This window comes from Oryzibacillus soli (genome assembly GCF_051594765.1).
In the GTDB taxonomy this organism is placed as follows: Bacteria; Bacillota; Bacilli; order Paenibacillales; family NBRC-103111; genus Paenibacillus_AR.
The window spans coordinates 206,413-229,877 of the sequence record NZ_JBPPGJ010000001.1 but is presented as its reverse complement, the minus strand read 5'-3'; the positions used below and the strand labels follow the sequence as shown (position 1 = coordinate 229,877).

General features: G+C 57.7%; 12 protein-coding genes. 10 read left to right on the top strand and 2 right to left on the bottom strand.

Going from position 1 to position 23,465, the window contains the following annotated elements:
- The 8 genes from ACSEXW_RS00735 to ACSEXW_RS00700 all read left to right on the top strand — a co-directional run bounded on the left by ACSEXW_RS00735 (window position 1) and on the right by ACSEXW_RS00700 (window position 18,196).
- Window positions 1-1,905 carry a glycoside hydrolase family 127 protein gene (locus ACSEXW_RS00735; protein WP_438444169.1) on the top strand — a complete coding sequence of 635 codons (1,905 nt, stop codon included), beginning with the start codon at window positions 1-3 and terminating at the stop codon, window positions 1,903-1,905.
- Window positions 1,906-2,159: 254 nt separating this feature from the next.
- Complete coding sequence (locus tag ACSEXW_RS00730; protein WP_438444168.1) at window positions 2,160-4,478, top strand: helix-turn-helix domain-containing protein; 2,319 nt, start codon at window positions 2,160-2,162, stop codon at window positions 4,476-4,478.
- Window positions 4,475-5,971, top strand: coding sequence for an extracellular solute-binding protein (locus ACSEXW_RS00725; RefSeq protein ID WP_438444167.1), 1,497 nt, complete (start codon window positions 4,475-4,477; stop codon window positions 5,969-5,971). The genes ACSEXW_RS00730 and ACSEXW_RS00725 overlap by 4 nt, the downstream gene beginning before the upstream one ends.
- A 274-nt stretch (window positions 5,972-6,245) precedes the next feature.
- On the top strand, window positions 6,246-7,145 hold the full coding sequence (locus tag ACSEXW_RS00720; protein ID WP_438444408.1) for an ABC transporter permease: 900 nt from the start codon (window positions 6,246-6,248) through the stop codon (window positions 7,143-7,145).
- A 1-nt stretch (window position 7,146) separates the two neighbouring features.
- The gene (locus tag ACSEXW_RS00715; RefSeq protein ID WP_438444166.1) at window positions 7,147-8,019 is read left to right on the top strand and encodes a carbohydrate ABC transporter permease; all 873 of its coding nucleotides are present in this window, start codon (window positions 7,147-7,149) and stop codon (window positions 8,017-8,019) included.
- 41 nt (window positions 8,020-8,060) lie between these two features.
- The gene (locus ACSEXW_RS00710) at window positions 8,061-9,593 is read left to right on the top strand and encodes an extracellular solute-binding protein (protein ID WP_438444165.1); all 1,533 of its coding nucleotides are present in this window, start codon (window positions 8,061-8,063) and stop codon (window positions 9,591-9,593) included.
- Between the two features lie 242 nt (window positions 9,594-9,835).
- Window positions 9,836-16,003: a pectinesterase family protein gene (locus tag ACSEXW_RS00705; RefSeq protein WP_438444164.1), complete on the top strand. Its 6,168-nt coding sequence runs from the start codon at window positions 9,836-9,838 to the stop codon at window positions 16,001-16,003.
- A gap of 81 nt (window positions 16,004-16,084) precedes the next feature.
- Window positions 16,085-18,196, top strand: a complete 2,112-nt coding sequence (locus tag ACSEXW_RS00700) for a glycoside hydrolase family 52 protein (protein ID WP_438444163.1) — start codon at window positions 16,085-16,087, stop codon at window positions 18,194-18,196.
- 94 nt (window positions 18,197-18,290) lie between these two features.
- On the opposite strand, the gene ACSEXW_RS00695 is transcribed toward ACSEXW_RS00700, so the two are convergent.
- Window positions 18,291-19,151 carry an AraC family transcriptional regulator gene (locus ACSEXW_RS00695; RefSeq protein ID WP_438444162.1) on the bottom strand — a complete coding sequence of 287 codons (861 nt, stop codon included), beginning with the start codon at window positions 19,149-19,151 and terminating at the stop codon, window positions 18,291-18,293.
- Window positions 19,152-19,266: 115 nt separating this feature from the next.
- Between ACSEXW_RS00695 and ACSEXW_RS00690 the strand changes: the two genes are divergently transcribed.
- A complete protein-coding gene (locus ACSEXW_RS00690; RefSeq protein WP_438444161.1) occupies window positions 19,267-20,412 on the top strand; it encodes a DUF2264 domain-containing protein in 1,146 nt (381 codons plus the stop codon).
- A 13-nt stretch (window positions 20,413-20,425) separates the two neighbouring features.
- On the top strand, window positions 20,426-22,486 hold the full coding sequence (locus ACSEXW_RS00685; RefSeq protein ID WP_438444160.1) for a beta-galactosidase: 2,061 nt from the start codon (window positions 20,426-20,428) through the stop codon (window positions 22,484-22,486).
- Between the two features lies 1 nt (window position 22,487).
- Here ACSEXW_RS00685 and ACSEXW_RS00680 read toward each other — a convergent pair whose 3' ends face one another.
- The gene (locus tag ACSEXW_RS00680; RefSeq protein ID WP_438444159.1) at window positions 22,488-23,369 is read right to left on the bottom strand and encodes a helix-turn-helix domain-containing protein; all 882 of its coding nucleotides are present in this window, start codon (window positions 23,367-23,369) and stop codon (window positions 22,488-22,490) included.
- Window positions 23,370-23,465: the final 96 nt, after the last annotated feature.

Sequence of the window (23,465 nt, the reverse complement as noted above, 5' to 3'; positions counted from 1 at the left end):
ATGCAGGTTCATCTTCATGATCAATTTTGGAAGCCCAAGGTCCAACAGACGGTCTCCCATACGATTCCTTATCAATGGAGAGCGCTTAACGATGAAATCGAAGGCGCGGAGCCCAGTCATGCCGTGGAGAACTTTCGCATCGCGGCGGGAGATCAGACTGGAGCATTCTACGGGATGGTCTTCCAGGACAGCGACGTGGCCAAATGGATCGAAGCCGCCGCTTACAGCCTGCGGCAAAATGCTAATCCTGAGCTCGAAGCCATCATCGATGCCGTCGTGGATTTGATGGAACGGTCCCAGGGATCGGACGGATATTTGAATACGTATTATTCGGTAGCGGAACCGGAACAGCGGTGGAGGGACTTTGCTTTCGGGCATGAGCTGTATTGCGCCGGGCACCTGATCGAGGCGGCGGTCGCGTATTACGAGTCTACGGGCAAGCGGGCCTTTTTGGACATGATGTGTCGCTATGCAGATTATATCGATCGGATGATGGGTCCCGAACCCGATAAGATGCAGGTGTATTGCGGCCATGAGGAAATTGAGCTTGCCTTAGTCAAACTGTACCGGGTGACGAAGGAAAGCCGGTATTTGCAATTGAGCCGTTATTTCGTGGAGGAGCGGGGAAAGCAGCCCAGCTTTCTGACGGAGGATCCCGGGTTCGGGTACAAGTATAAGGACCGTTGGTTTGAACTGGATTATCATCAGGCTCACGCCCCCGTGAGAGATCAGGAAACGGCGGAGGGTCATTCGGTTCGGGCCATGTATTTGTATGCGGCAATGGCGGACTTGGCTCACGCATACGGCGATCCCACCTTGGTCGAGACCCTTCGCAAGCTATGGGATAACGTGACATCCAAGCGGATGTATATCACGGGGGGACTGGGCTCGCAGGGCCATGCCGAGCGGTTCACGATCGATTACGATCTCCCTAACGATACGGCGTACACGGAAACCTGCGCCTCCATTGGACTTGTCATGTTTGCTTCCAGAATGTTGAGCATCGAACTGGACAGCCGATACGGGGATGTGATGGAGCGCGTTCTGTACAATGGGGTGCTGAGCGGCATGTCACTGGACGGCACCCGTTATTTTTATGTCAATCCTTTGGAAGTCCATCCTGCCGTCGCGCAATACCGTTATGATATGCAGCACGTCAAGACCGAACGCGTCCCATGGTTTGGCTGCGCCTGCTGTCCGCCGAATATCGCACGGCTGCTGACATCCTTGGATCGTTACTTCTTTACGCAGAACGATGAGGAGATTGCCATGCATCTCTATGCTTCTAATGAAAGCAGCTTCGATGTCCAAGGGCGAAGGATGATCGTGCGTACAGATAGCCGTTATCCATGGGAGGGAAGGATTCAGGTCCGTGTGCATCTGGATGAGCCAACCGATTGCACCTTGTCTTTCCGGATCCCTTCCTGGTGCAGACAACCCAGCGTCACGGTCAACGGGGAGCTGCTGGGACTGGATCAACTTGTCAAGCGCGGGTATGCGTGTATAAGCAGAAGATGGATGGACGGGGATGACATCCAACTGGATTTTCCAATGACGGTCGAACGTATGGAATCGAATCCGAAAGTCCACGAGAATGCTGGCAAAATCGCCTTGCAATATGGTCCGCTTGTGTATTGTTTGGAGGAGGTGGACAATGGCCCGGATCTAACGGATATTTGCCTAGTCGAGGGCTCCGAATTCAAACCGGAATACAGAGAGGACCTGCTGGGCGGTATCGTCGTCTTAACAGGAGAAGGCCTTCGTTCTGAGCACACCTGGGCTAATGAACTATACCGGCCGGTCATCCGGAGTAAAACCAGCGTCCCGGTCTCGGCTATTCCATACGCATTGTGGGGGAATCGGAAGCCGGGCGAAATGACGGTTTGGGTTCGTGAACATAAGTAAGGTCCGAATGAATGTACAGCTCCCGTATGGTACGCTGTGGCTTCGATCCTAAAAACACAAAAGGATTTCCTGCACTTTACACAGCGGGAGATCCTTTTGTTTTATCGCCGATATAGCAGGCCAATCCCCAAAAAGTTATCTCAAGTCTATTGTGTGAAATGCCCGCAGCGTAGATGATGGTACTTGAGATAACCTATGAGGTTATGTAAAGCTAATGACGACGGTTCGAGTCCTACATCCAGGAGGAATACAGATTGAGCAAATATATGCTGCGGCTGCTTGCCTACAGTCTCGTGCTGGGGATGCTTCCCGCCATCATGATCGGAGCCGCTTCCTATTCCATCGCATCGCGGGATGTGGAGAACAAGGTGAAGGAAGCGAATATGCATTGGCTGTCCCAGACCCAGATGCGCGTGGAGCAGACGTTGAAGTCCATCGAGAAGTCCGCCACCCAATTCGCCAATTCCTCCCTTGTCGTGAATTCCATGAACACCTCGTATACTTCAGCCGACTTCGGGTCCGTCCGCGAGCTCTCCAAGGAGCTCTATAACCTGCAATCCAGCGATGCGACCATAACACAGGCCTACCTGGTAAATTTCGAACGGAATTGGGCGCTGAACCTGAATGTGCTGAAGCCGTTGGACAAGATGGAGAATCAGCAGGAATTGAAGGACAATGCCAAGGATCCCAAGAGCATCCGGTGGTATGCGGGTCTCACCGCTCCTTATCAAGAGGATCTCTACGAGCCTCTGGAAACCATCACCCTGGTGCACAAGATCCCCATCCTCCCGCAGACGGACCGGCCTAAGGGACTTCTGATGATCCGTATCATGGCATCCGAGATCCAAGCCATGTTATCCTCCCCGGATTCGACGAGCCCCAACCGCAGCTATCTGCTGGACCGGACGGGAGCGGATATCCTGAAGTCCGGCTCGGAGGCGGAGCCGTACCCGGAGATGAACCGCGCCGTGCTGAGCCGCTTGGAATCGGACCCGGAGCATCGGCCGGGACTTATCAATATGAAGCTCGGAGGGAAGCAAGCGGCCGTCTTGTACCGCCACTCCGACTATAACGGCTGGACCTACGTTTCCGTGGTTCCGATCGGGGAGCTGAAGAAGGAAACCCGGAAGATCGCAGCATTAACCATCACCGTCTGTGCGGCGATACTGCTGATCGTCATGGCGGTAGCCTTATTCGGCAGCCGGCGGATGTACCGCCCTATAGGGGCATTGCTGGAGGTGGCCAGAGGTCTCGGGCCCTCCGGCAAGGAGCCGCCAGTGCCGTCCCAGAGGGACGAGATGGAATTCATCAAGACCAGCATGCAGTCTCTTGCCCTATCGAGAGACCAGGTGGAGCAGCAGATGCGGGGGCAGGCGAGCCACTTGAAGGAATTCTTCGTCCTGAAGCTCTTCACGGGCCAGATTACGGAGAACGACTACCTGTACCGGTCCGGCATCCACGGCTTCCCCCAAGGCTGGAAGCGTCTGGGGGTCCTTGCTCTGCAGATCGACAATCTGCAGGAAACCCGGTACAACGAGGAGGATCGGGATCTCCTGCTTTATGCGGCCAGCAATATTGCCGAAGAAGTTCTCCCGGCGTCGGTCCGGTTTACCCCGATCACCCTGAATTCGACCCAGGTGACGCTGGTGGCTCCGGACAGCGACGATCCAGAGACAGTCAAGCGGATCCTGTACCAGGCGGCGGACTGTACGAAGAAGCATGTGGAGAAGGTGCTTCAGGTGAAGGTCAGCATCGGCATCAGCCATCCGTTCGAGCGGCTGACGGATACCGTTAAGGCCTATGGGGAAAGCCTTGCGGCACTGAAGACCAGGATCAGCCTCGGTCCGGATATCATCATTCACTACGGGGATATTGTGAGCTCCCCCGGCGCCGACCATTACGAATATACCCATCTGAAGGTGCTGGAGGAGAGGCTGGCCTACGCCATCCGGGAGCGGCAGCCGAAGACGGCCGTGGAGATGTTCGGACAGTATCTGGATGCCTTGCTGTATAAGGACGGTACATTGCACGAGCACCAGACGCTCTTGATCCAACTGGCTGCAAGACTGCTGCAGATTGTACAGGATCAAGGGATACCGCTGAAGAAGGTGCTGGAGGACGAGAGGATGATGGAGAAGCTGTTCCGCCTGCAGACCCGCGAGGAGATCATCCATTGGTTCGAATCCCGGCTGTTCGCCCCCATGATAGACCGGCTTGCGGAGCAAGCGGAGAGCCAGTATGTCACGATCGCGGATAAGCTGGTCCGAATGATCCAAGATCAATACGACCGGGAGCTGACGCTGGAATCCTGCTCCCAGCTGCTGAACTACCATCCCGTCTACCTGAGCCGGATCTTCAAGCGCGAGATCGGCATTCCGTTCAGCGATTATCTGAGCGATTACCGGATGAAGATGGCCCGGGTCATGCTGGAAACGACGGACATGAAGATTGCGGAAATCAGCGAGAAGCTGCAGTATAAGAATATCAGCTCCTTCATCCGGAACTATAAGAAGACGTATCAGATTACACCCGGACAGTACCGCGATAAGATCCTGAAGGGGGGAACGGAATGAAGCCCTATGCATCCGTGATGCTTGCCGCTGTGTTGGCGAGCTGCCTGCTAGGGGGCTGCGGCGGTTTCGTCGACGGCCGCGCAGGCGGCACCCCAGAGCCGGACAGGTACTATCTGTCCATCGGGACGACCTTGATCGGGGAGCTCCCTCCTAAGAATAACGAGGTGGAGAAGTCTATCGAAGCATATACCCATACGGATCTTCAGATCCAATGGATCCCGATGTCCGCCTACGATGACAAGCTCCGGCTGATGATCGCCTCCGGTGAGCTTCCCAAGCTTATCAAGCTGGGATACGCGCCCGCTTACATCTCCACCTTACGGGCCGGGCAGTTCTGGGAGATCGGCCCTCTGCTGAAGGACTATCCCCATCTGTCCGCGCTGGACCGGCAGTATTATACGAACATCTCCGTGGATGGCAAAATATTCGGCGTCCCGATCCTACGGGACCTGGGCCGCGCCGTCATTCAATACCGGAAGGATTGGTTCGACCGGCTGGGGCTGAAGGTGCCGGTGACCCTGGAGGACTGGTACTGGGTGGTGCGGGCCATGACCCTGGATGATCCGGACGGCAACGGGAAGCAGGATACCTACGGCATGGTGCTGGAGAAGCGGTATAACCAAGATGTCAGCTCCATCCTGACCCGGATCTCGGTATCCCAGGGCGGACCGAACAAGTGGATGGTGCAGAACGGCCGGTTCACGCCGGAGTTCATGACCCCGCCTTTCTTCGAGACCATGAAGCTGTTCCGCAGACTGTATCAGGAGAATCTGATCAATTCGGATTTCGCCGTCGTGGATACGAACGAAACGGCGAAGCTCTATGATTCGGGACGAGCGGGAATCCAGATCACCGGCGGCAATGCCCAGACCTGGCTGGACAAGCTCGGCAAGGCGGTCGGCGGCGCCCAGGTGGACGTAGCTCCTCTCGCAGGGCCCGGAGGCATCCGTCTGCCGGGTGAACCGGGCAACGCAGGCTTCTATGCCATTCCCAAGGAGACCGTCAAGACGCTGGGGGAGGTCAAGCGAATTCTAAGCTTCCTCGACCAGCTCCTGGAGCCCCCTATGCAGACGGTAATCGCCAAGGGGGTAGAGCACCGCCATTGGTCGGATCAGGGCGACTACACCGTGGTTCTCGATCGAACCTTGGACCTCAAGGAGGTGAAGCCATACCGGGATATGCTTCCTTTCCTGGGGGAGGATCAGAGCCCCATCAAGCCCAATCTCCAGCCGGAGCTGTACCGGAAGAACCTGCAGATCGGGAGGGAGAACCAATCCCATATCGTGGAGAATCCGGCGCTCAACCTGGAATCCGTTACCTACACGGAGCGGGGCAAGGAATTGGAGACCATCATCACGGATGCGGGTACCAAGTTCATCATGGGCCTCTTGGATGAGGAGGGATGGAAGGCGGAGCTGGCCAAGTGGAGGCAGGCCGGAGGCGACCGGATGATCCGGGAGTACGAAGAAGCGAATAGCAGAAGCGTGAAATAAATGCACGGCGGGGAGATTCAGGTCTCCGCCGTGTTTTTTTTGGCATGGAATAGTTGTCTGAAGCACACCGGAAGGTTATCCCATGATGATTTCCCAGGCAATGGCCGCATTCCTCGCACAAGGTTATGCCAGCCTTATAGCCGGAAATGGCGCGTAGGTCCGATAATGGGGCAGAAACCACTGAGATCAGGTAGGAGGTTACGAAACGATGAAGCAAGGATTGTCCGCTCCGGCACAAGCCCCCGTATGGCGAGCCCGCAAGGGCCGGTTCGGGATGCTGCTGCGGGATATGACGCGGGACAAGTGGCTGTATCTGATGCTCTTGCCCGGCGTGCTGTACTTTATCATCTTCAAATATGTGCCCATGTACGGAGTGAGCATGGCGTTCCAGGATTACAAGCCGTATACCGGCTTCTTGGGAAGTCCCTGGGTCGGGTTCAAGCACTTCGAGAGATTCTTCTCGGAGCCGCAGTTCGGCATGCTGTTCCGCAACACGGTCATCCTGGCCGTGTACAACCTGGTGTTCTTCTTCCCGCTGCCCATCGTTCTGTCGCTGATGTTGAATGAGGTCAGGCGTGCCAAGTTCAAGAGCTTCATACAGACCTTGATCTACATCCCCCACTTCGTCTCCTGGGTGGTGGTCGTCGGGATCTTCTACATCCTCCTCACCACCGAGAGTGGGGTATTGAACGAGCTCCTGAACCATATCACAGGGAAGAAGATCGCCTTCCTGCTCGAAGCGGAATGGTTCCGGACGATGATCATCACCCAATCCATCTGGAAGGAAGTGGGATGGGGGACGGTCATCTTCCTGGCTGCCCTGGCGGGAGTGGACTTGCAGCAATATGAGGCGGCCCGGATCGACGGAGCCGGCCGCTGGCGCCAGCTCTGGCATATTACGCTTCCGGCCATCCGAAGCACCATCGTGATCCTGTTCATCCTCCGGTTGGGCAGCTTCCTGGATTCCGGCTTCGAGCATATCTTCCTGATGCTGACGCCGACCAACCGGGAAGTGGGCGAGGTCTTTGACACCTATGTCTATACCAAAGGGATGACGCAAGCCCAATACAGCTACAGCGCGGCCGTCGGATTATTCAAGTCCGCCGTCGGACTGGTGCTGGTTCTGGGCTCCAACTGGCTGGCGAAGCGATTCGGGGAAGAGGGGATCTATTGAGATGATGCAGGATAAAACATGGGGCAACCGGATCTTCGATTGGGTCAACGGCTTCCTTCTCTTGCTGATCGCCGTCGTCTGCGTGCTACCCTTCGTGTATGTGCTGGCCGTCTCCTTTACCAGCCCGGCCGAGGTGGCGAAGGGCGGCTTGATTCTGTGGCCGAAGGAATGGTCGCTGGCGTCCTACCGCTATATTTTCTCCACCGATACGTTATTCCGCAGCATGCTCGTCTCCATCTATATCACCGTTCTGGGGACGCTCATCAATCTGTTCTTCACCTCCCTGATGGCTTACCCGCTGGCGAAGCCGCATCTGCGGGGACGCCAGGCCGTACTGCTCGGCGTTCTGTTCACCATGCTGTTCAGCGGCGGGATGATACCGACGTACTTCGTCGTGAAGGGTCTGCACCTTACCAATACCTTATGGTCCCTGATGATCCCGGGCGCCATCAGCGCGTTCAACCTGATCGTATTGAAGAACTTCTTCCAGCAGATTCCGGACGGATTGGAGGATTCGGCCCGGATCGACGGCTGCAACGACGTGGGGGTGCTCTTCCGCATCGTCCTGCCCTTGTCGCTGCCGGCCATGGCTACCTTCGGCCTCTTCTACGCGGTCGGACACTGGAATCAATTCTTCAATGCCGTGCTGTACATCAGTGACAGCCGCTTGTATCCCATTCAGGTGCTGCTGCGGCAGATCGTCATTCTATCCCAGAGCAGCATCGGAGACACGTCTATCGATAGCACGGAGATTCAACCGCTTACGATCCGGATGGCGGTCATCGTATTCGCCACGGTTCCCATTCTGCTGGTGTATCCGTTCCTGCAGAAGCATTTTGCCAAAGGGGTCATGCTGGGTTCGGTCAAAGGCTAGCCCGGTTCCCATAGATCACATTCATAGCGGAGGGGTAAAGAATGAAGAAAAGAACAGTGCTACTGCTGGGAGGCGTTCTGGTGGCCACCGCCGTTCTGTCGGCGTGCGGTTCCGAGGAGGAAGGGACGGCAGCCAGTACCAGTCCGGGGGCCAGCGGGCCGGCGGCGAAGCAGGAGGAGAAGTCGCTCGACCTGACCCTAGCCGTCACACTAGCGGGGGAAGCGCCGGCCAAGGGGAATCCGTTCGAACAGGCGCTTGCCAAGTATACCAACTCGAATCTGAACTTCCAATGGATACCGACCTCGGGCTACGATGACAAGATCAATGTCATGATTGCGTCGGGTGAACTCCCCAAGCTGGTGAAGGTCGGCTATATTCCCAGCATCATCAGCGCCATGCAGAACAATGTCTTCTGGGAGGTGGGGCCTTATCTGAAGGATTATAAGAACCTGGCCGCCCAATCTCAGACCTATTACGACAACGTGAAGGTGGACGGCAAGCTGTACGGGATTCCGATCTACCGGGGCATCGGCCGGGCTGTTCTTCAATACCGCAAGGACTGGTTCGACGCAACGGGACTCAAGGTGCCGAAGACGCTGGATGACTGGTATAACGTGATGAAGGCGGTTGCCGAAGGGGATCCCGATAAGAACGGGAAGAAGGATACCTACGGGATGATGCTGGACAAGAATTATAACCAGAACGTCTTCTCCACGCTGACCCGGTTAAGCGTCTCTCAAGGGGGCCCTAACAAGTGGAAGGTGGATGCCCAGGGGAACTTCACACCGGAGTTTATGACCGACGAATTCTATCAGACGCTGAAGCTGTTCAAGCGGCTCTATGACGAGAAGCTGATCAACCAAGACTTTGCGGTATCGGATGCGACCGTCATCGATAAAGCCTATGAATCCGGCCGTGTGGCGCTCCGCATCTCCGGCGGCAATGCACAATCCATGCAGACGAATCTCGAAAAGGTAGTGCCGACAGCCGTGATGGATGCCGTGGCGTTGGAAGGCACGGCGGGGATCAAGGTGCCGGCGGAGAGCGGCAACGCGGGTATTCTGGCGATCCCGAAGTCGGCGGTCAAGACCGAAGCGGAGATGAAGCGGATCTTGAGCTTCCTCGACAAGCTGCTGGACAAGGAAATGGTGAATCTGATCAACAAGGGGATCGAAGGCAAGCATTACAAGGTGGAAGGGGACTTCACCATTCTCCTGGACCGCGATGCGGATGCCAAGGAAGTGAAGCCTTACCGCGACACCCTGCTTCAGCGCGGGGAAGCCTACAACATGGACAAACCGATGAAGCAAACGGAGTTGTTCCTGAAGAACAACAAAGTGGTTTCGGATAACGACAAGTATGCGGTGCCGAATCCGGCGCTGACGCTGCTCTCCACAACGTTTACGGAGCGAGGCGGCGACCTCGAACAGATGATCACCGATGCCGAGACGAAGTTTATCATGGGCAAGATCGATGAAGCCGGCTGGAAAGCGGAAGTGGAGAAATGGAAGAAGTCGGGCGGCGACAAGCTGATGGAGGAATATAAAGCGTCCTATTTGAAGGCGAAGAAATAAGGGATCGGTTCTACGATGCCGCCTTATGAAGCGTGAATGCCGTAAGGCGGCATCATAATCCAATAAGGAAGGGGCTTTCATTAGTGGGTAATGGAATTCGTGCCTTACGGAAGGGGTTCATCCTGACGCTTGTCGCATCTCTCGTCCTGTCGTTGATTGGTTTGTTGGGTTGGCCGGCGCGGGAGGTCTTAGCTGCTGAGACTCCAGTGAACGTATCAGCCCCCCTCCAGGAATTCAGAATCGTGGGTGCGAACGGAGACAACATCAATATTACAGGGTACGGCAACAACGATCCGATTAACGTCTGGTTTACGCAAGGGTTGCCGAATGAACGTTGGCGGTTGGATTCGGTAGACGGGCAGAATTACAAGCTGGTGAATACGAAGACCCTGAAGCTGTTGTCGCCGAAGGATGGGGCCATGAGCGGAGAGTCGGTCCTGTTCGAGGATGCTTCGAGGGAGGAGCAGCTCTGGCAGTTTGTCGTGGCGGATCCCTTGAACGAGGAGGGATTCGTCCGGTATAAGATCGTGAACAAGGCCGACCCTTCCAAGGCGCTGACGCTGGATGCCGATGCCCGCAGGGTTCGGATCGATACCTATCAAGGCTTGGCCGTTCAGAAGTGGAGGCTGGTGAACGACGGGACGCCCGCATTCCCCGGCGCCGAGGGCGGCGGCAAGTATGTGACCGGCGGAAGAGGCGGGGAGGTCTACGAAGTAACGACGCTGGCCGATGCCGGGCCGGGCTCCCTGCGCGAGGGGGTGACCCAGAGCAACAAGACCATCGTATTCCGGGTAGGCGGCACCATCCATCTGCAATCTCCGCTAAAAATTACCGGCTCAAACCTGACGATTGCCGGCCAGACGGCTCCGGGTGAGGGCATCACGGTATCCGATTATGCCACCTACTTCGAGGCGGACAATCTGATCCTCCGGTACATGCGCTTCCGGCTGGGAGACCGGTTCCCCAGCGAGGACGATGCCTTCGGCGGCCGGTATCGTAAGAATATCATCGTCGACCATTGCTCCTTCAGCTGGTCCGTGGACGAGGTTCTCAGCATGTATGTGAATGAGAACACCACGGCGCAGTGGAACCTGGCCACGGAGAGTATGCTGATGACCACACACCAGAAGGGCAGGCACGGCTACGCCGGCATCTGGGGCGGCAACAATGCGACATTCCATCACAACCTGTTGGCTCATAACGTCAGCCGGAACCCCCGGTTGGCCGGTTCGCCTAACTTCCCGACGGATGTCTACAACAATATCATCTATAACTGGGGCTTCTTCTCGTCTTACGGTGGGGAACAGGGCTCCTATAACCTCCGCAACAATTACTACAAGTTCGGCCCCAACACGTACCGTTCGGTCCGGGATACCTTGTTCCTGGACGTAAGTGCAGAAACCCGTCTCTTCATCGGCGGGAACTATATGTTCGGTTCTTCGGAAGTTACCGCGGACAACTGGAAGGGGGCCGGCGGACTGGCCAACCCGGCTTCGAAGCTGAGCAGCCCCGTTGCGATGCCGCAGCCGGCATCTCCCGAGCCGGCCGTGGAAGCCTACGAGCAGGTGCTTGCCCATGCCGGTGCAACGCTGCCCAGGCGGGATGCGATCGATGCCCGGATCGTACAGGAGGTCCGGAGCGGAACCGGACGCCACATCAACTCTCCGAAGGAAGTCGGCGGATACCTGGAATTCACACAGACGGCCTCGGCCTTGGCGGATGACGATCACGATGGAATGCCGAATGAATGGGAAACGGCGAACGCATTGAATCCGAACGAGGCCTCTGACCGCAACGGAATTCAACCATCCGGATATACGAACCTGGAAGTGTATCTGAACAGCATGACCGGAAACGGCTCGTTGAATCCCCATGCGGCTATCGTCAGCCCAACGGACAACACCATTGCGGAGGAAGGGACGGACGTTGACATCGCAGCCGCCGCTTCCGATCCGGATGGGACTGTGGCGAAGGTGGAGTTCTACCTCGGCGATAGCCTGCTGGGGGTGGATACCGAGGCACCCTACACCTTCACGTGGAAGCAGGTCCGGGACGGCACCTACTTCCTTACGGTCCGTGCGGTTGACAACAGCGGCACGTCTACACAATCCAGCAACGTAGCCGTTCACGTCAACAAGACGGGCAGCACGGCTCCGTGGCAGTCGGCGGATATCGGGACGCCGGGAATCGCGGGGCATACGCAGCTGGGAGCAGCATCCAGGGAAGTGACGGTGAAGTCCGCCGGAGATATCGGGGGCCGCATGGATAGCTTCCACTTCGCTTACCAGACGCTGACCGGCAACGGGGAGATTGTTGCCCGCGTCGATAGCATCACCGCAACGGATGACGGAGCGGAGGCCGGGGTCATGGTGCGGGAGGACCTGGAGGCAGATTCCCCGTTCGTGGGTCTTCTAATTCCTTATGTGAAATACGGCAAGAAGAGTGTGGTCATAAAGCGTATGTCCGAGGGGGGGGCGGCTTCGACGGTAGAGCCGGACGCCTTCATCAATACCCCTTATTGGGTGAAGCTGGTCCGGCTGGGAGATACCTTGACCTCGCTCGTATCGGACAACGGAAACGATTGGATCGTCATCGACTCCACCGTGCTCCCTCTGCCGGAAACGGTCTATATCGGCTTAGCAGCCGATGCTTCTAAGGCGGATGACGATGTGAGCAAGTACAATACCTCCTTGTTCTCCCAGGCATCGGTCCAATCGCTGCCCGCCGACTTCCCTCCGGCACCGCAAGGCCTGACCGCGACCCCGGGTGATAAGTCTGTGACCCTGATCTGGAGTACGGTACCGGCAGCTGAAGGGTATAACGTGCTGCGTAGCGAGCTTCCGGGGGGACCCTATACCCCGGTCATCGAAGGGACCGCCGATACTTCCTACACCGACCGGAACCTGATTCCGGGCATGACCTACTACTATGTGGTGACTGCGGTGAACGAACACGGAAGCAGCTTCCATTCGTCGGAGGCGAACGCCACGGCGGAGGGGGAACCGGAGACCGTGTATTTCGTGAATGATGATTTCGAGAACCCAGCCGTGGACACGGTTCCAACAGGCTACACCTTTGCCCCCAATCCTCAGGATGCCGACCATAAGGTCACCGTGGCGAATCTGCCTTCCGGCAGTACGGGCAATCCGTCGGAGAAGGCGCTGATCCTGTATGACAACGCCGCTGGCAGCACGGAGCTGTTCCGCAAGTTCGCGCCGCAAACCGGGAAATTCGTTCTGGAGGTGGACATCATGTCCCCGGGCTGGCCGGGCACTTCGACGGTTCTGAATCTGCAGGACGATGCCGGCAGCAAGACGGGGCTGTCGTTCCAGCTCCGCAAGCCGACCGCACCGGCTGCAGAGAACAGCTATACCTTGGTTTATAAGAAGAATGGGGCGGATTACAAGCTGATGACTCCTCCCGCGAACAACCGTTGGTACAACTTGAAGATCGTGGCGAACGTACCGTCCAAGACGGCGGATATCTATATCGACAACGTCTTGGTGGAGGACAACGCCCCTCTTGAATCGGATCTCAGCTCCGTTGGCATCGGACGGATCTCGGCCAAGACGCCGGGCAGCGGCAAGGGCACAATCTACTACGATAACCTGAGAGTGTATGTGGAACCGGTTGAAAGTCCGAACGGACTGGCGGCTGCACCCGGCAATGGCAAGGTCCAGCTGAGCTGGACCGCGGCCGAAGGGGCCTCCACCTATACTGTCAAGCGGAGCACCGCAGACGGAGGTCCGTACACGACCTTGGCTGCCGGCATTACCGGAGTAACCTATATCGATGATACGGCTGCCAACGATACTACTTATTATTATGTGGTTACGGCCGTAGGAACAACCGGAGAGAGCGGACCCTCCAACCAAGCCTCGGCCACCCCGTCGTTGTCCGCCGTGAAGCCGGAAGCACCTGCAGGCCTGACTGCTTCACCGCGCAGCGCACAGGTGGATCTGGCATGGCAGGGCGTGGAGAACGCCATCTCCTATACGGTCAAGCGAAGCACCCATCCGGAGGGGCCATTCGTCTCCGTGACCTCGGGGTTGACCGGAAGCTCCTACCGGGACGGGAGCCTGGATAACGGGACCACCTATTATTATGCGGTATCTGCCACCGGCATTGGAGGAGAGGGGCCCGATTCGGCAGCGGCTGCCGTTACTCCTTACACACACCTCGCCACTCCCGCCGTGTCCGTCCGGTCCGTCCCGAACGGAGCCGAGCTGCAATGGGAGCCGGTGGAGGGAGCCGGGGCCTATCGGGTGAAGCGGGCCTCTTCACCGGATGGTCCGTACGAGACCGTGGCGGATGCGGTTCCGGGTACCGCCTATGCGGATACCGGATTAACCGCGGGCTCACCCTACTATTATCGCGTAACCGCTTGGAACGGCAGTACGGCCAGCTTGGATTCCTATCCGTCCGGCGTTCGGGCGGCCTCCCTTGACGGGACTCCCGGCTCCCCTTCGGGTCTTGCTGCGGTACCGGGGGATGGGGGCATCGCCTTAAGCTGGGAGGCGGTACCCGAAGCCACCTCTTATGCGGTGAAGCGGAGCACCTCCGCCGCAGGACCGTTCGCCGCCATTGCGAAAGGCGTCACGGGGACCTCCTTCACGGACGCGGGCCTTGTGAACGGAAACCGGTATTATTACTTGGTGACGGCTTCCAATGAAGCCGGGGAGGGGCTCTCGTCCGTCACCGTGGCGGAGGTGCCGGCGCAGGTGCTGACTGTAGCCGCCGACGGCAGCGGATCGTACACGAAGGTGCAGGATGCCATTCATGCCGTGCCTGCCAACAGCTCGCTGCCGACCATCATCAAGATCAAGAACGGGATCTACCGCGAGAAGCTGGATGTTCCTTCAACGAAGGTGAAGCTGCGGATCATCGGGGAAAGCCGAGAGGGCACCGTGCTGATCAACGGGGATGCCGCCAGCACGCCGGATGCCAACGGCAATCCGATGGGCACCTCCGGAAGCTACAGCTTCCGGGTACAAGCGGCGGATTTCACCGCGGAGCATCTGACCATCCAGAATGATGCCGGGATGAACGCAGGGCAGGCGGTGGCGCTCTACGCCAACGCGGAGCGGCTGGTCTTCCGTGACGTGAGCCTGCTCGGGCATCAGGATACCGTGTACGCCAACGGAGGCCGGCAATACTATGTCGACAGCTACATTGCCGGAACCGTGGACTTCATCTTCGGCGGCGCTGCTGCAGTGTTCGAGAATTCCGTCCTCCACAGCCTGGGCGGCGGATATGTCACGGCTGCTTCTACCGGTGCGGGCAAGTACGGGTACGTATTCCTGAACAGCCGGATCACATCGGAGCCCGGAGTAACCGGAGTGGCACTGGGTCGGCCGTGGAGGGGCGATGCGAACGTCGTCTACGTGAACAGTTACTTGGGAAGCCATATCACACCTGCGGGCTGGAATAATTGGGGGAATGCCAACAATGAGAAGACCGCCCGTTACGGCGAGTTCGCCAGCTTCGGTCCCGGGGCCGATGCCAAGAGCCGGTACAGCTGGACGAAGCAGCTGACTACGGAGGAGGCGGCGCAGTATGCTCCGTCTGCTGTATTGGGCGGCAGCGACGGCTGGGATCCGGCCGGCGTCATCCCGATTGCGGACGGCAACCGCGAGCTGGCCGCGCTAGTCGTGAACGGTACCGCGCTGCCGGAGTTCACTCCCGCGAAGACGGAGTACCGGGTGGAGCTGGCGGATCCCCACACGGTACCGGTCGTAACCGCCAACGCCCGTTCGGCAGCGTCTGCGGTTACGGTGGAGCAGGCGGCAGCGGTTCCCGGTACGGCGGTGATCCGCGTTGCCGCACAGGACGGCGGCATGCGGACCTATAAGGTGGCTTTCGTTCCGTTGGATCGCCAAGCGCCCATCATCACGCTGTTGGCGAACGGACAATCGGTTTCTACCGGCACCACCTTCCTGGATCACCAGACCGTCACGTTGTCCGTCTATGCGGAGGACTCGTTATCCGGTGTGAAGGAGCTGTCCGTACTAGTGGACGGCAAGCCGTATGTACCGAATACCGGGTTGGATTGGGCCGGACAATTGGGGCCGCATCGGATCCGGGTCCAGGCAACGGACCAAGCCGGCAATACCGCACTGGTGGAGGTGGAGCTCACCATGATCACGAGCATGGATTCGGCAGCCCTGTTGATCGGACGGTTCAGTCAAGCGGGTGAACTGGACGGACCGCTGCTGGCCCAACTCACCAATAAGCTGAATCAGGCCCGAGAGCACTGGAACAAAGGGAACCGGGCCCAGGCAGCCAAGCACCTGCACGATTTCCTGCAGCACTTGAATAACGGAGCGATGCAGCGGCATGTATCCGCCCGCGCGAAGTCGGTGCTTCAAGCCGATGCGCAGGCAATTCTCCAGAGCTGGAGCCAGCCGTAAAGGGGCTGGATGGGATCAGACTCCGGAAGGCCGGTCCACCGGCTCCGGAGTCTGCTTTTACGATGAAGGGAGACCTATACGATGTCCAACCGAATTTTCTTCCATGCACACCATGCCCCGATTGGGGCATATGCCAGCTTTACCCTGGGTTACCCGGGCGCCAGCGGCGGCTTCGATCTGGAGCTGGCCCAACCGCCCAAGGAACAGGTCTATGTGATGATGGAGCAGGAGGACGGAGGTTATTACCAAGCTCTGCCCTTCTACGGGGACAGCTTCGATGAAGGCCAGTGGTTTACCTTGGCGGAGCCTTCCCCCGGTCACCCGGAGGAGGACCTCCTCGTCCGGCCCTTCCGCCAGGACGAGATCAAGCGGGACTACCGGTTGGGAACCGATACGTGGCAGGCCGGCGCGCTGACCTTCCGCCTTCTGTCCCAAGTACGGCCGGTCCCGGACCCGGAGACCGCCAGGGAGGAGGAGCTGCAGGAAGCGCTGGTTCCGGCGATTCTGGCGGAGCTTACCTTAGACAACCGGAACGGAAGCCGCCCCCGCAAGGCCATGCTCGGGTATCAGGGCAGCGACCCGTACAGCCATATGCGCCGGTTCCGGACGGAAGCCGGAGTTACGGGCGTGGGGCAGGGCCGGCATACGGCCATTGCGACGCTGGACCCCGATGTCCAGGCGGTTCAGCACCGGACGATCGAGAGAATGATTCAGCGGATGGCGTCCGGTCTTCCGGCAGATAATGGTCTTGGCAAGACGGCAGCGCTTCTCATGGAGGTTCCCGCCGGAGAGTGCCGGACCTATCGCTTCGCCTTATGCTTTTACCGTGGGGGGGAAGTCACTTCCGGAGAAACCATGTCCTACTGGTATACCCGATACTTCCCGGACATCGAGCGTGTGGCCGAATATGCGTTGGAGCAATATGAGCCGATCAGCCGGATATGCCGGGAAGCGGACGGGATGCTCGCCGGCCCCAAGCTGTCGGAGAATCAGCGCTTCATGATGATTCATTCGATCCGCAGCTACTATGGGAATACCCAGCTGCTGGACTGGAAGGGCCGTCCCTTCTGGGTGGTGAACGAAGGCCAGTACAAGATGATGAACACCTTCGACCTGACGGTGGACCAGCTCTTCTATGAGATGCGCCTGAATCCGTGGACCGTCCGCAATGAGCTTGACTTCTTCGCAGAGCGCTTCAGCTACACCGATGAGGTCCGGTTCCCTGGCGAAGAACGGTTGTATCCCGGAGGGTTGAGCTTTACGCATGACATGGGGGTGGCCAACGCCCTGTCCCGGCCCGGGTATTCGTCCTATGAGCAGTCGGGGCTGACGGGATGCTTCTCCTACATGACCCATGAGCAGCTGACGAACTGGGTGCTCTGCGCCGCCGTCTATGCCCATCAGACCGGAGACCGGGAGTGGCTGCAGCACCGGCTGCCGATCCTGGAGATGTGCCTGTCGAGTATGCTGAACCGGGACCACCCCGATCCGGAGCAGCGCAACGGCATTATGGGCCTGGACAGCTCCCGCTGCCTCGGCGGGGCGGAGATCACCACGTACGACAGCCTCGACGTCTCTCTGGGACAGGCACGGAACAATATTTACCTGGCGGGGAAGTGCTGGGCGGCTTACGTGGCGTTGGAGCGGATCCTCCGGTCCTTCGGACGAACGGAAGCGGCGGAGACGGCCGCCGCTTCCGCCAGGCGGTGCGCGGATACCTTGGCCGGCCAGGTGAAGGACGGCGGCTACATTCCGGCCGTCTTATATGAGGATAACGATTCCCGTATCATCCCTGCAATTGAGGGCCTGGTCTTCCCGTATGCTTGCGGCTGTGATGGGGCTCTGGGCCGGGAGGGCCCCTATGCCTCGTATATCCGGGCGCTGGAGCGCCATCTTCATACGGTTCTATCCGTAGAAGGGGGCTGCCTGTTCGAAGATGGCGGATGGAAGCTGTCCTCCACCAGCAGCAATTCATGGTTGAGCAAGATCTATCTGTGCCAATTCGTCGCCCGCCGCATCCTGGGGCTTCCCTGGGAGGAAGCGGGTCGACGGGCGGATTCCGCCCATGTCGCATGGCTGACCGACCCGAGGAACGCCATCTGGTGCTGGAGCGACCAGATCCTCTCCGGCCTGGCCAAGGGTAGCAAGTATTATCCGCGCGGGGTGACCTCGATTCTGTGGCTGGAGGAATAGACATTTCCATAAGACGTGAGAGCAGACGGAGCGCGGGCTCCGTCTGCTATCTTTTTCATGGAAGCCCCTGCATACAGGGACTTGCCCCGGTATTCTAGATCTTCGTCCTGTAGGCTTTTGGGGAAAGACCGAATATTCTCGTAAACTGCCGGGTGAAGTAATTGCTGTCATTAAAGCCGCATATGCTGGAGATGTCCATGATGGGGAGCTTGGTTTGCTTCAGCAAGGAGCTCGCATGCTCCATCCGGAGCCTTTGCAGATAGGTCATGGGGGTTGTTTGGAAATAGGATTGGAAGACACGGTTCAGGTGCCGGACCGAGATGCCGGATTGATCGGCGATTTCCTCCAGCGTCAATGGCTCGAGATAATGGTCTTCAATATAGGAGATGGCATTCGCCAGATGTCTCAGATAACTGCCAGCGCCTCTCTCTTGATGCTCATACTGCCTGGATAAATACACGATGAGCTCCATCAGCTTGGAGATCAGCAGCGTCTGGTACCCCTGCTGCTTGCCGTTATACTCGTCGATCATCACGGAGATCAGCGAGGAGATGTACTCCAGGCTGGGGATGGGCAAGCTGAGGCTGCTGTCAAAGGCATGGATATTCCGGTAGAAGGGCTCCAGCACGAATAGGCTCTGAAAGCCGTTGGAGGTCCGAAGATCCGGACCGACGGACCGCAGGATTTCGGGACGGAACATTATATTGCATATCTTGAAGTCATGAGGGTCCTTATAGGCATGGAGCGTTTCGTCTTTGATGACGAAGACGTCCCATTTTTTGATAAAGGAATGATGGGAATTGACGATATGGGTAGCATTTCCATTCAAGACGATGACAAGCTCTAGGAAGTCAATGTGCTTATGCAGTTCCAAGTCCTCGTCATGCCCCCCGTATTGAATAAAGAATGGGAAATGCTCGTCCTTCGTAAACCATTCCAAATAGGTAATACTCATGCTTCCCCCTCCAAACCCCCTTCATAATGTCTATATTATGCTATTCCATGACTGGATTATCAAGGCTAACCTCCATTCCTTCTTATATAATTCGGATTATTAAGGAGTGATCTCAATGCATGCTTCGGAACAAAGAAAGTATTGGCTGGATACGATGCTGACCATCGGGGAGCCGGTGTTGTCGGCTCTTGCCAAGAGACAGCTGCGGCAGGTGCTGCCGACGGATTTCCATCCGGATCGCAGTCCATTAGCCCACCTGGAGGCCTTCGGCAGACTCGCCTGCGGCATGGCTCCCTGGCTTGAACGAGAGGGGCTTGCCGGAGAGGAGGAGCAGCTGCGCGCCCGGTATGCCAGTCTGATGCTGGAATCGCTGGACGCGGCCACAGATCCGTCTTCCCCGGACTATATGAACTTCGAAACGATAGGCCAGCCCTTGGTGGATGCGGCTTTTCTCGCCCACGCCCTTGTCCGGGCGCCCAACCGGATCGTGGCGGCGCTGGATTCCCGGGTGAAGGCTCAACTGGCCGCTTCCTTGAAGAAGACACGCCGTACGGTGCCGGGCGGCAGCAACTGGCTCTTCTTCAGCGCCATGGTGGAAGCCGGCTTATATGTCCTCGGCGATCCGGAATATGACCCATTGCGGATTGACTATGCGGTCCGCATGTTCATGAAATGGTATAAAGGCGATGGCGTATACGGGGACGGCGAGAGCTTCCATTGGGACTATTACAACAGCTTTGTCATCCAGCCCATGTTTGTGGATATCGTCACTTTGTTTGAACGGGAATTCGGCGACTACTCCGCATTGCGGACAGTCATTGTAGAACGAGCCCAACGGTATGCCTCCATTCTGGAACGGTCCATTTCTCCGGAAGGGACTTACCCGTACATCGGCCGTTCCCTCGTCTACCGCTTCGGGGCGTTCCAGCTTTTGGGCCAAGCGGCCCTTCAGCATTTTCTGGACGAGAGCCTGAAGCCGGCCCAGGTACGCTGTGCTCTAACGGCCGTTATCCGCCGGGTCATGGACGCACCGGGGAACTTCGATGCCAACGGATGGCTGCGTCCGGGGCTTTATGGGTTCCAGCCAGGCCTTGCAGAAGGATATATAAGCACAGGAAGCTTGTATCTGTGCGCCGCCGTTTTTCTCCCATTAGGCTTGCTGCCGTCTGATCCGTTCTGGGCGTCGCCCCATGAGAAGTGGACCTCCCAGCGTGTCGTCTCCGGTGAAGACCTGGAAGCGGATCACGCGATTAACCATTAAGAGGTGGGACAAGATGATACATCCGAATAAACCGAAAATTTGGTACGGCGGCGACTATAATCCCGAGCAGTGGGAGAAGCCGGTGTGGGACGAGGATATGCGCATGTTCAAGCTGGCCGGCATTGATGTGGCGACGCTGAACGTATTCGCATGGGCCAAGAACCAACCCGACGAGGACACCTACGATTTTCAGTGGCTCGACGACATGATGGATAAGCTTCATGCAGAAGGAATCGGCGTCTGTCTCGGGACGAGTACGGCTGTGCATCCCGCCTGGATGGCGCGCAAATATCCCGATGTGCTTCAAGTCAATTTCCAAGGCCAGAAACGCAAGTTCGGTGGACGCCACAATTCCTGCCCGAACAGTCCGACGTACCGTAAATATGCGGTTCGGATGGCTGAGAAGCTTGCCGAGCGTTACAAGAACCATCCGGCTCTTCTCATCTGGCATATCAGCAACGAATATGGCGGAGCGGGGAATTGTTACTGCGACAACTGCGAGAGGGCATTCCGCCAATGGGCGAAAGCGCGTTACGGCACCCTGGACGAACTGAACCGGGCTTGGAACACGTCATTCTGGGGTCACCTCTTCTACGATTGGGACGATATCGTCCTTCCGAATGCGCTTAGCGAGGAATGGCATGGCGCTGACGGACGGACGTCGACCAACTTCCAGGGGATTTCGCTGGATTACATGCGCTTCCATTCGGATAGCTTGCTGGAGTGCTACAACCTGGAATATGAAGCGGTGAAGAAGCATACGCCGGACATCCCCGTCACGACGAATCTGATGGGCGCCTACAAGAAGCTCGATTATCATAAATGGGCCAAACACATGGACGTGGTGTCATGGGACAACTATCCCCGGCTGGATACACCGTTCAGCTATACGGCCATGGTTCATGATCTGATGCGCGGACTGAAGGATGGACAGCCCTTCATGCTGATGGAGCAGACCCCAAGCCAGCAGAACTGGCAGCCGTATAACTCGCTCAAGCGTCCTGGCGTGATGAGGTTGTGGAGCTACCAAGCGGTGGCACGGGGGGCAGATACGGTCTTGTTCTTCCAGCTTCGGCGGTCGATCGGAGCCTGCGAGAAATTTCACGGTGCCGTCATTGAGCATGCCGGCCACGAGCATACCCGCGTATTCCGGGAATGCGCCCAGCTTGGTGCAGAGCTGGGGAAGCTCGGTGACCAGCTCTTGGATTCACGGGTAAGCGCGAAGGTGGCCCTTCTGTTCGACTGGGAAAACTGGTGGGCCATTGAAATGTCCAGCGGTCCGACCGTTGCCCTAAACTATATGGACGAAGTGCATAAGTTCTATGATGCGCTGTTCCGTTCGGGTATCGCGGCGGACGTCGTTGGCGTGGCCGCCGATCTAAGCGCCTATGATCTCGTCATAGCGCCGGTCTTATACATGGTGAAGCTGGGGGTGGCAAGCAGGCTGGAACAATACGTGAAAGCCGGTGGGACGCTCATCACGACCTTCTTCAGCGGCATTGTCGACGAGAACGACCTGGTCCGGACAGGCGGATATCCTGGCGAGCTTCGGCATCTGCTCGGCATATGGGCGGAGGAAATCGATGCTCTGCTGCCGGATCAGCGGAATCGGATGGTGATGCAGGAGCCGGCTCCCGGCTTGAAATCGGAATACGAGTGCGGCATGCTCTGCGATCTGATCCACTCCGAGGGTGCGGCCGTTATGGCGGTGTATGGCGACGACTTCTATCGCAGAATGCCGGCGCTCACCGTCAACCGGTTCGGTGAAGGTGAAGCCTGGTACCTGGCGACGAGCGCGGAAGCCGCGTTCCTGCAGGATTGGCTTCCGCAGCTGTGCGCCTCCCGTGGGATCGCCCCGCTTATTCCCCGCATGCCGGAAGGTGTGGAGACGACGCTGCGTATCAAGGACGGGCAAGCCTATTTGTTCGTGCTGAATCACAATGCGGATGCCGTTGCGGTTGACCTGGGTGAACGGTCGGGCATCGATCTCTTGACCGGCCTTACGGTGCAAAGCGGAGTGAATAAGCTTGCAGGCCGAGAGGTGTGGATTCTGCGGCTTCATTCAACGGAGTGATCTATCGAATAGGGTCTATCCCCTCCCCCCGAACAATGGGGGGATTTTTGTCTTGCCGTTTGCGGTACTGCGACGGATTCATGCCGTAGTACGAGGCGAACTGCCGGGTGAAGAAATCGGGCGAATGAAATCCGACGTCCCATGCAATCTCGGTAATGGGGCGGAGGGTGTACTTCAGCAGCTTCTCCGCCTGCCGAAGCCGATATTTGTTCAGTGTCTCGATGATGGAGTCTCCGACTTGTTCCTTGAATAAGTGAGACAGGCGGGAAGGAGACAGACAGACCTGGCGCGCCAGATCCTCGATGAGGTGGTTCTCCGCGAACTGCCGGGCAAGAATGTCGAGCACCTCCTTCACTCTCGGATCGAGAGGCTTCCGGTCGGTCTGCAGGCTTGCAGCCAGCAGCAGAATTTCTTCCAGGGCATTGAGCGTAAGCTCCTCCCGAAGAGTGGTGTAGGTGTCCAGACGATAGGAGAGGACACGGCGGAAAGCGGCTTCCATGGATTGGCGGATAAGCGGGCTGCCGATAGGAACATGGTAGACCGGTCCGTCGGTATTGCTTGCCGGAATCCAATCCATCCAAGAGATCCGAGGGATGAAATGGGCCCAGAGCTTCTCCCACACCTCCTGCTCCGCCGTGTAATAGTCGTGCATGACCCCTTGGGGAATCAGGGTCAGCGTGCCTTCCGTACACTCCAGTAATCCGCAGCCCGCATTATTGACGAAGCCTTTCCCCGCAAGGGTATACATCACCAGCCAGTCCTTCGTCCCCTCCGGGCGGTAACAGGAATAGCCGTATGGTTTGCAATAGGAATCGGAGACTAGGATGCCCGGGGGATGGGTGTATTGGGAAGAAGCAGCAGGATCATTCGGTTTTACAGCCATATCATCATTCCTTTCGGTTCCCCTTTATTCTAAAATAAACCTACAGGTCCTACAATGAATTTTCGCATCCTGTATGGCTTAGATCGCATGGGTTGG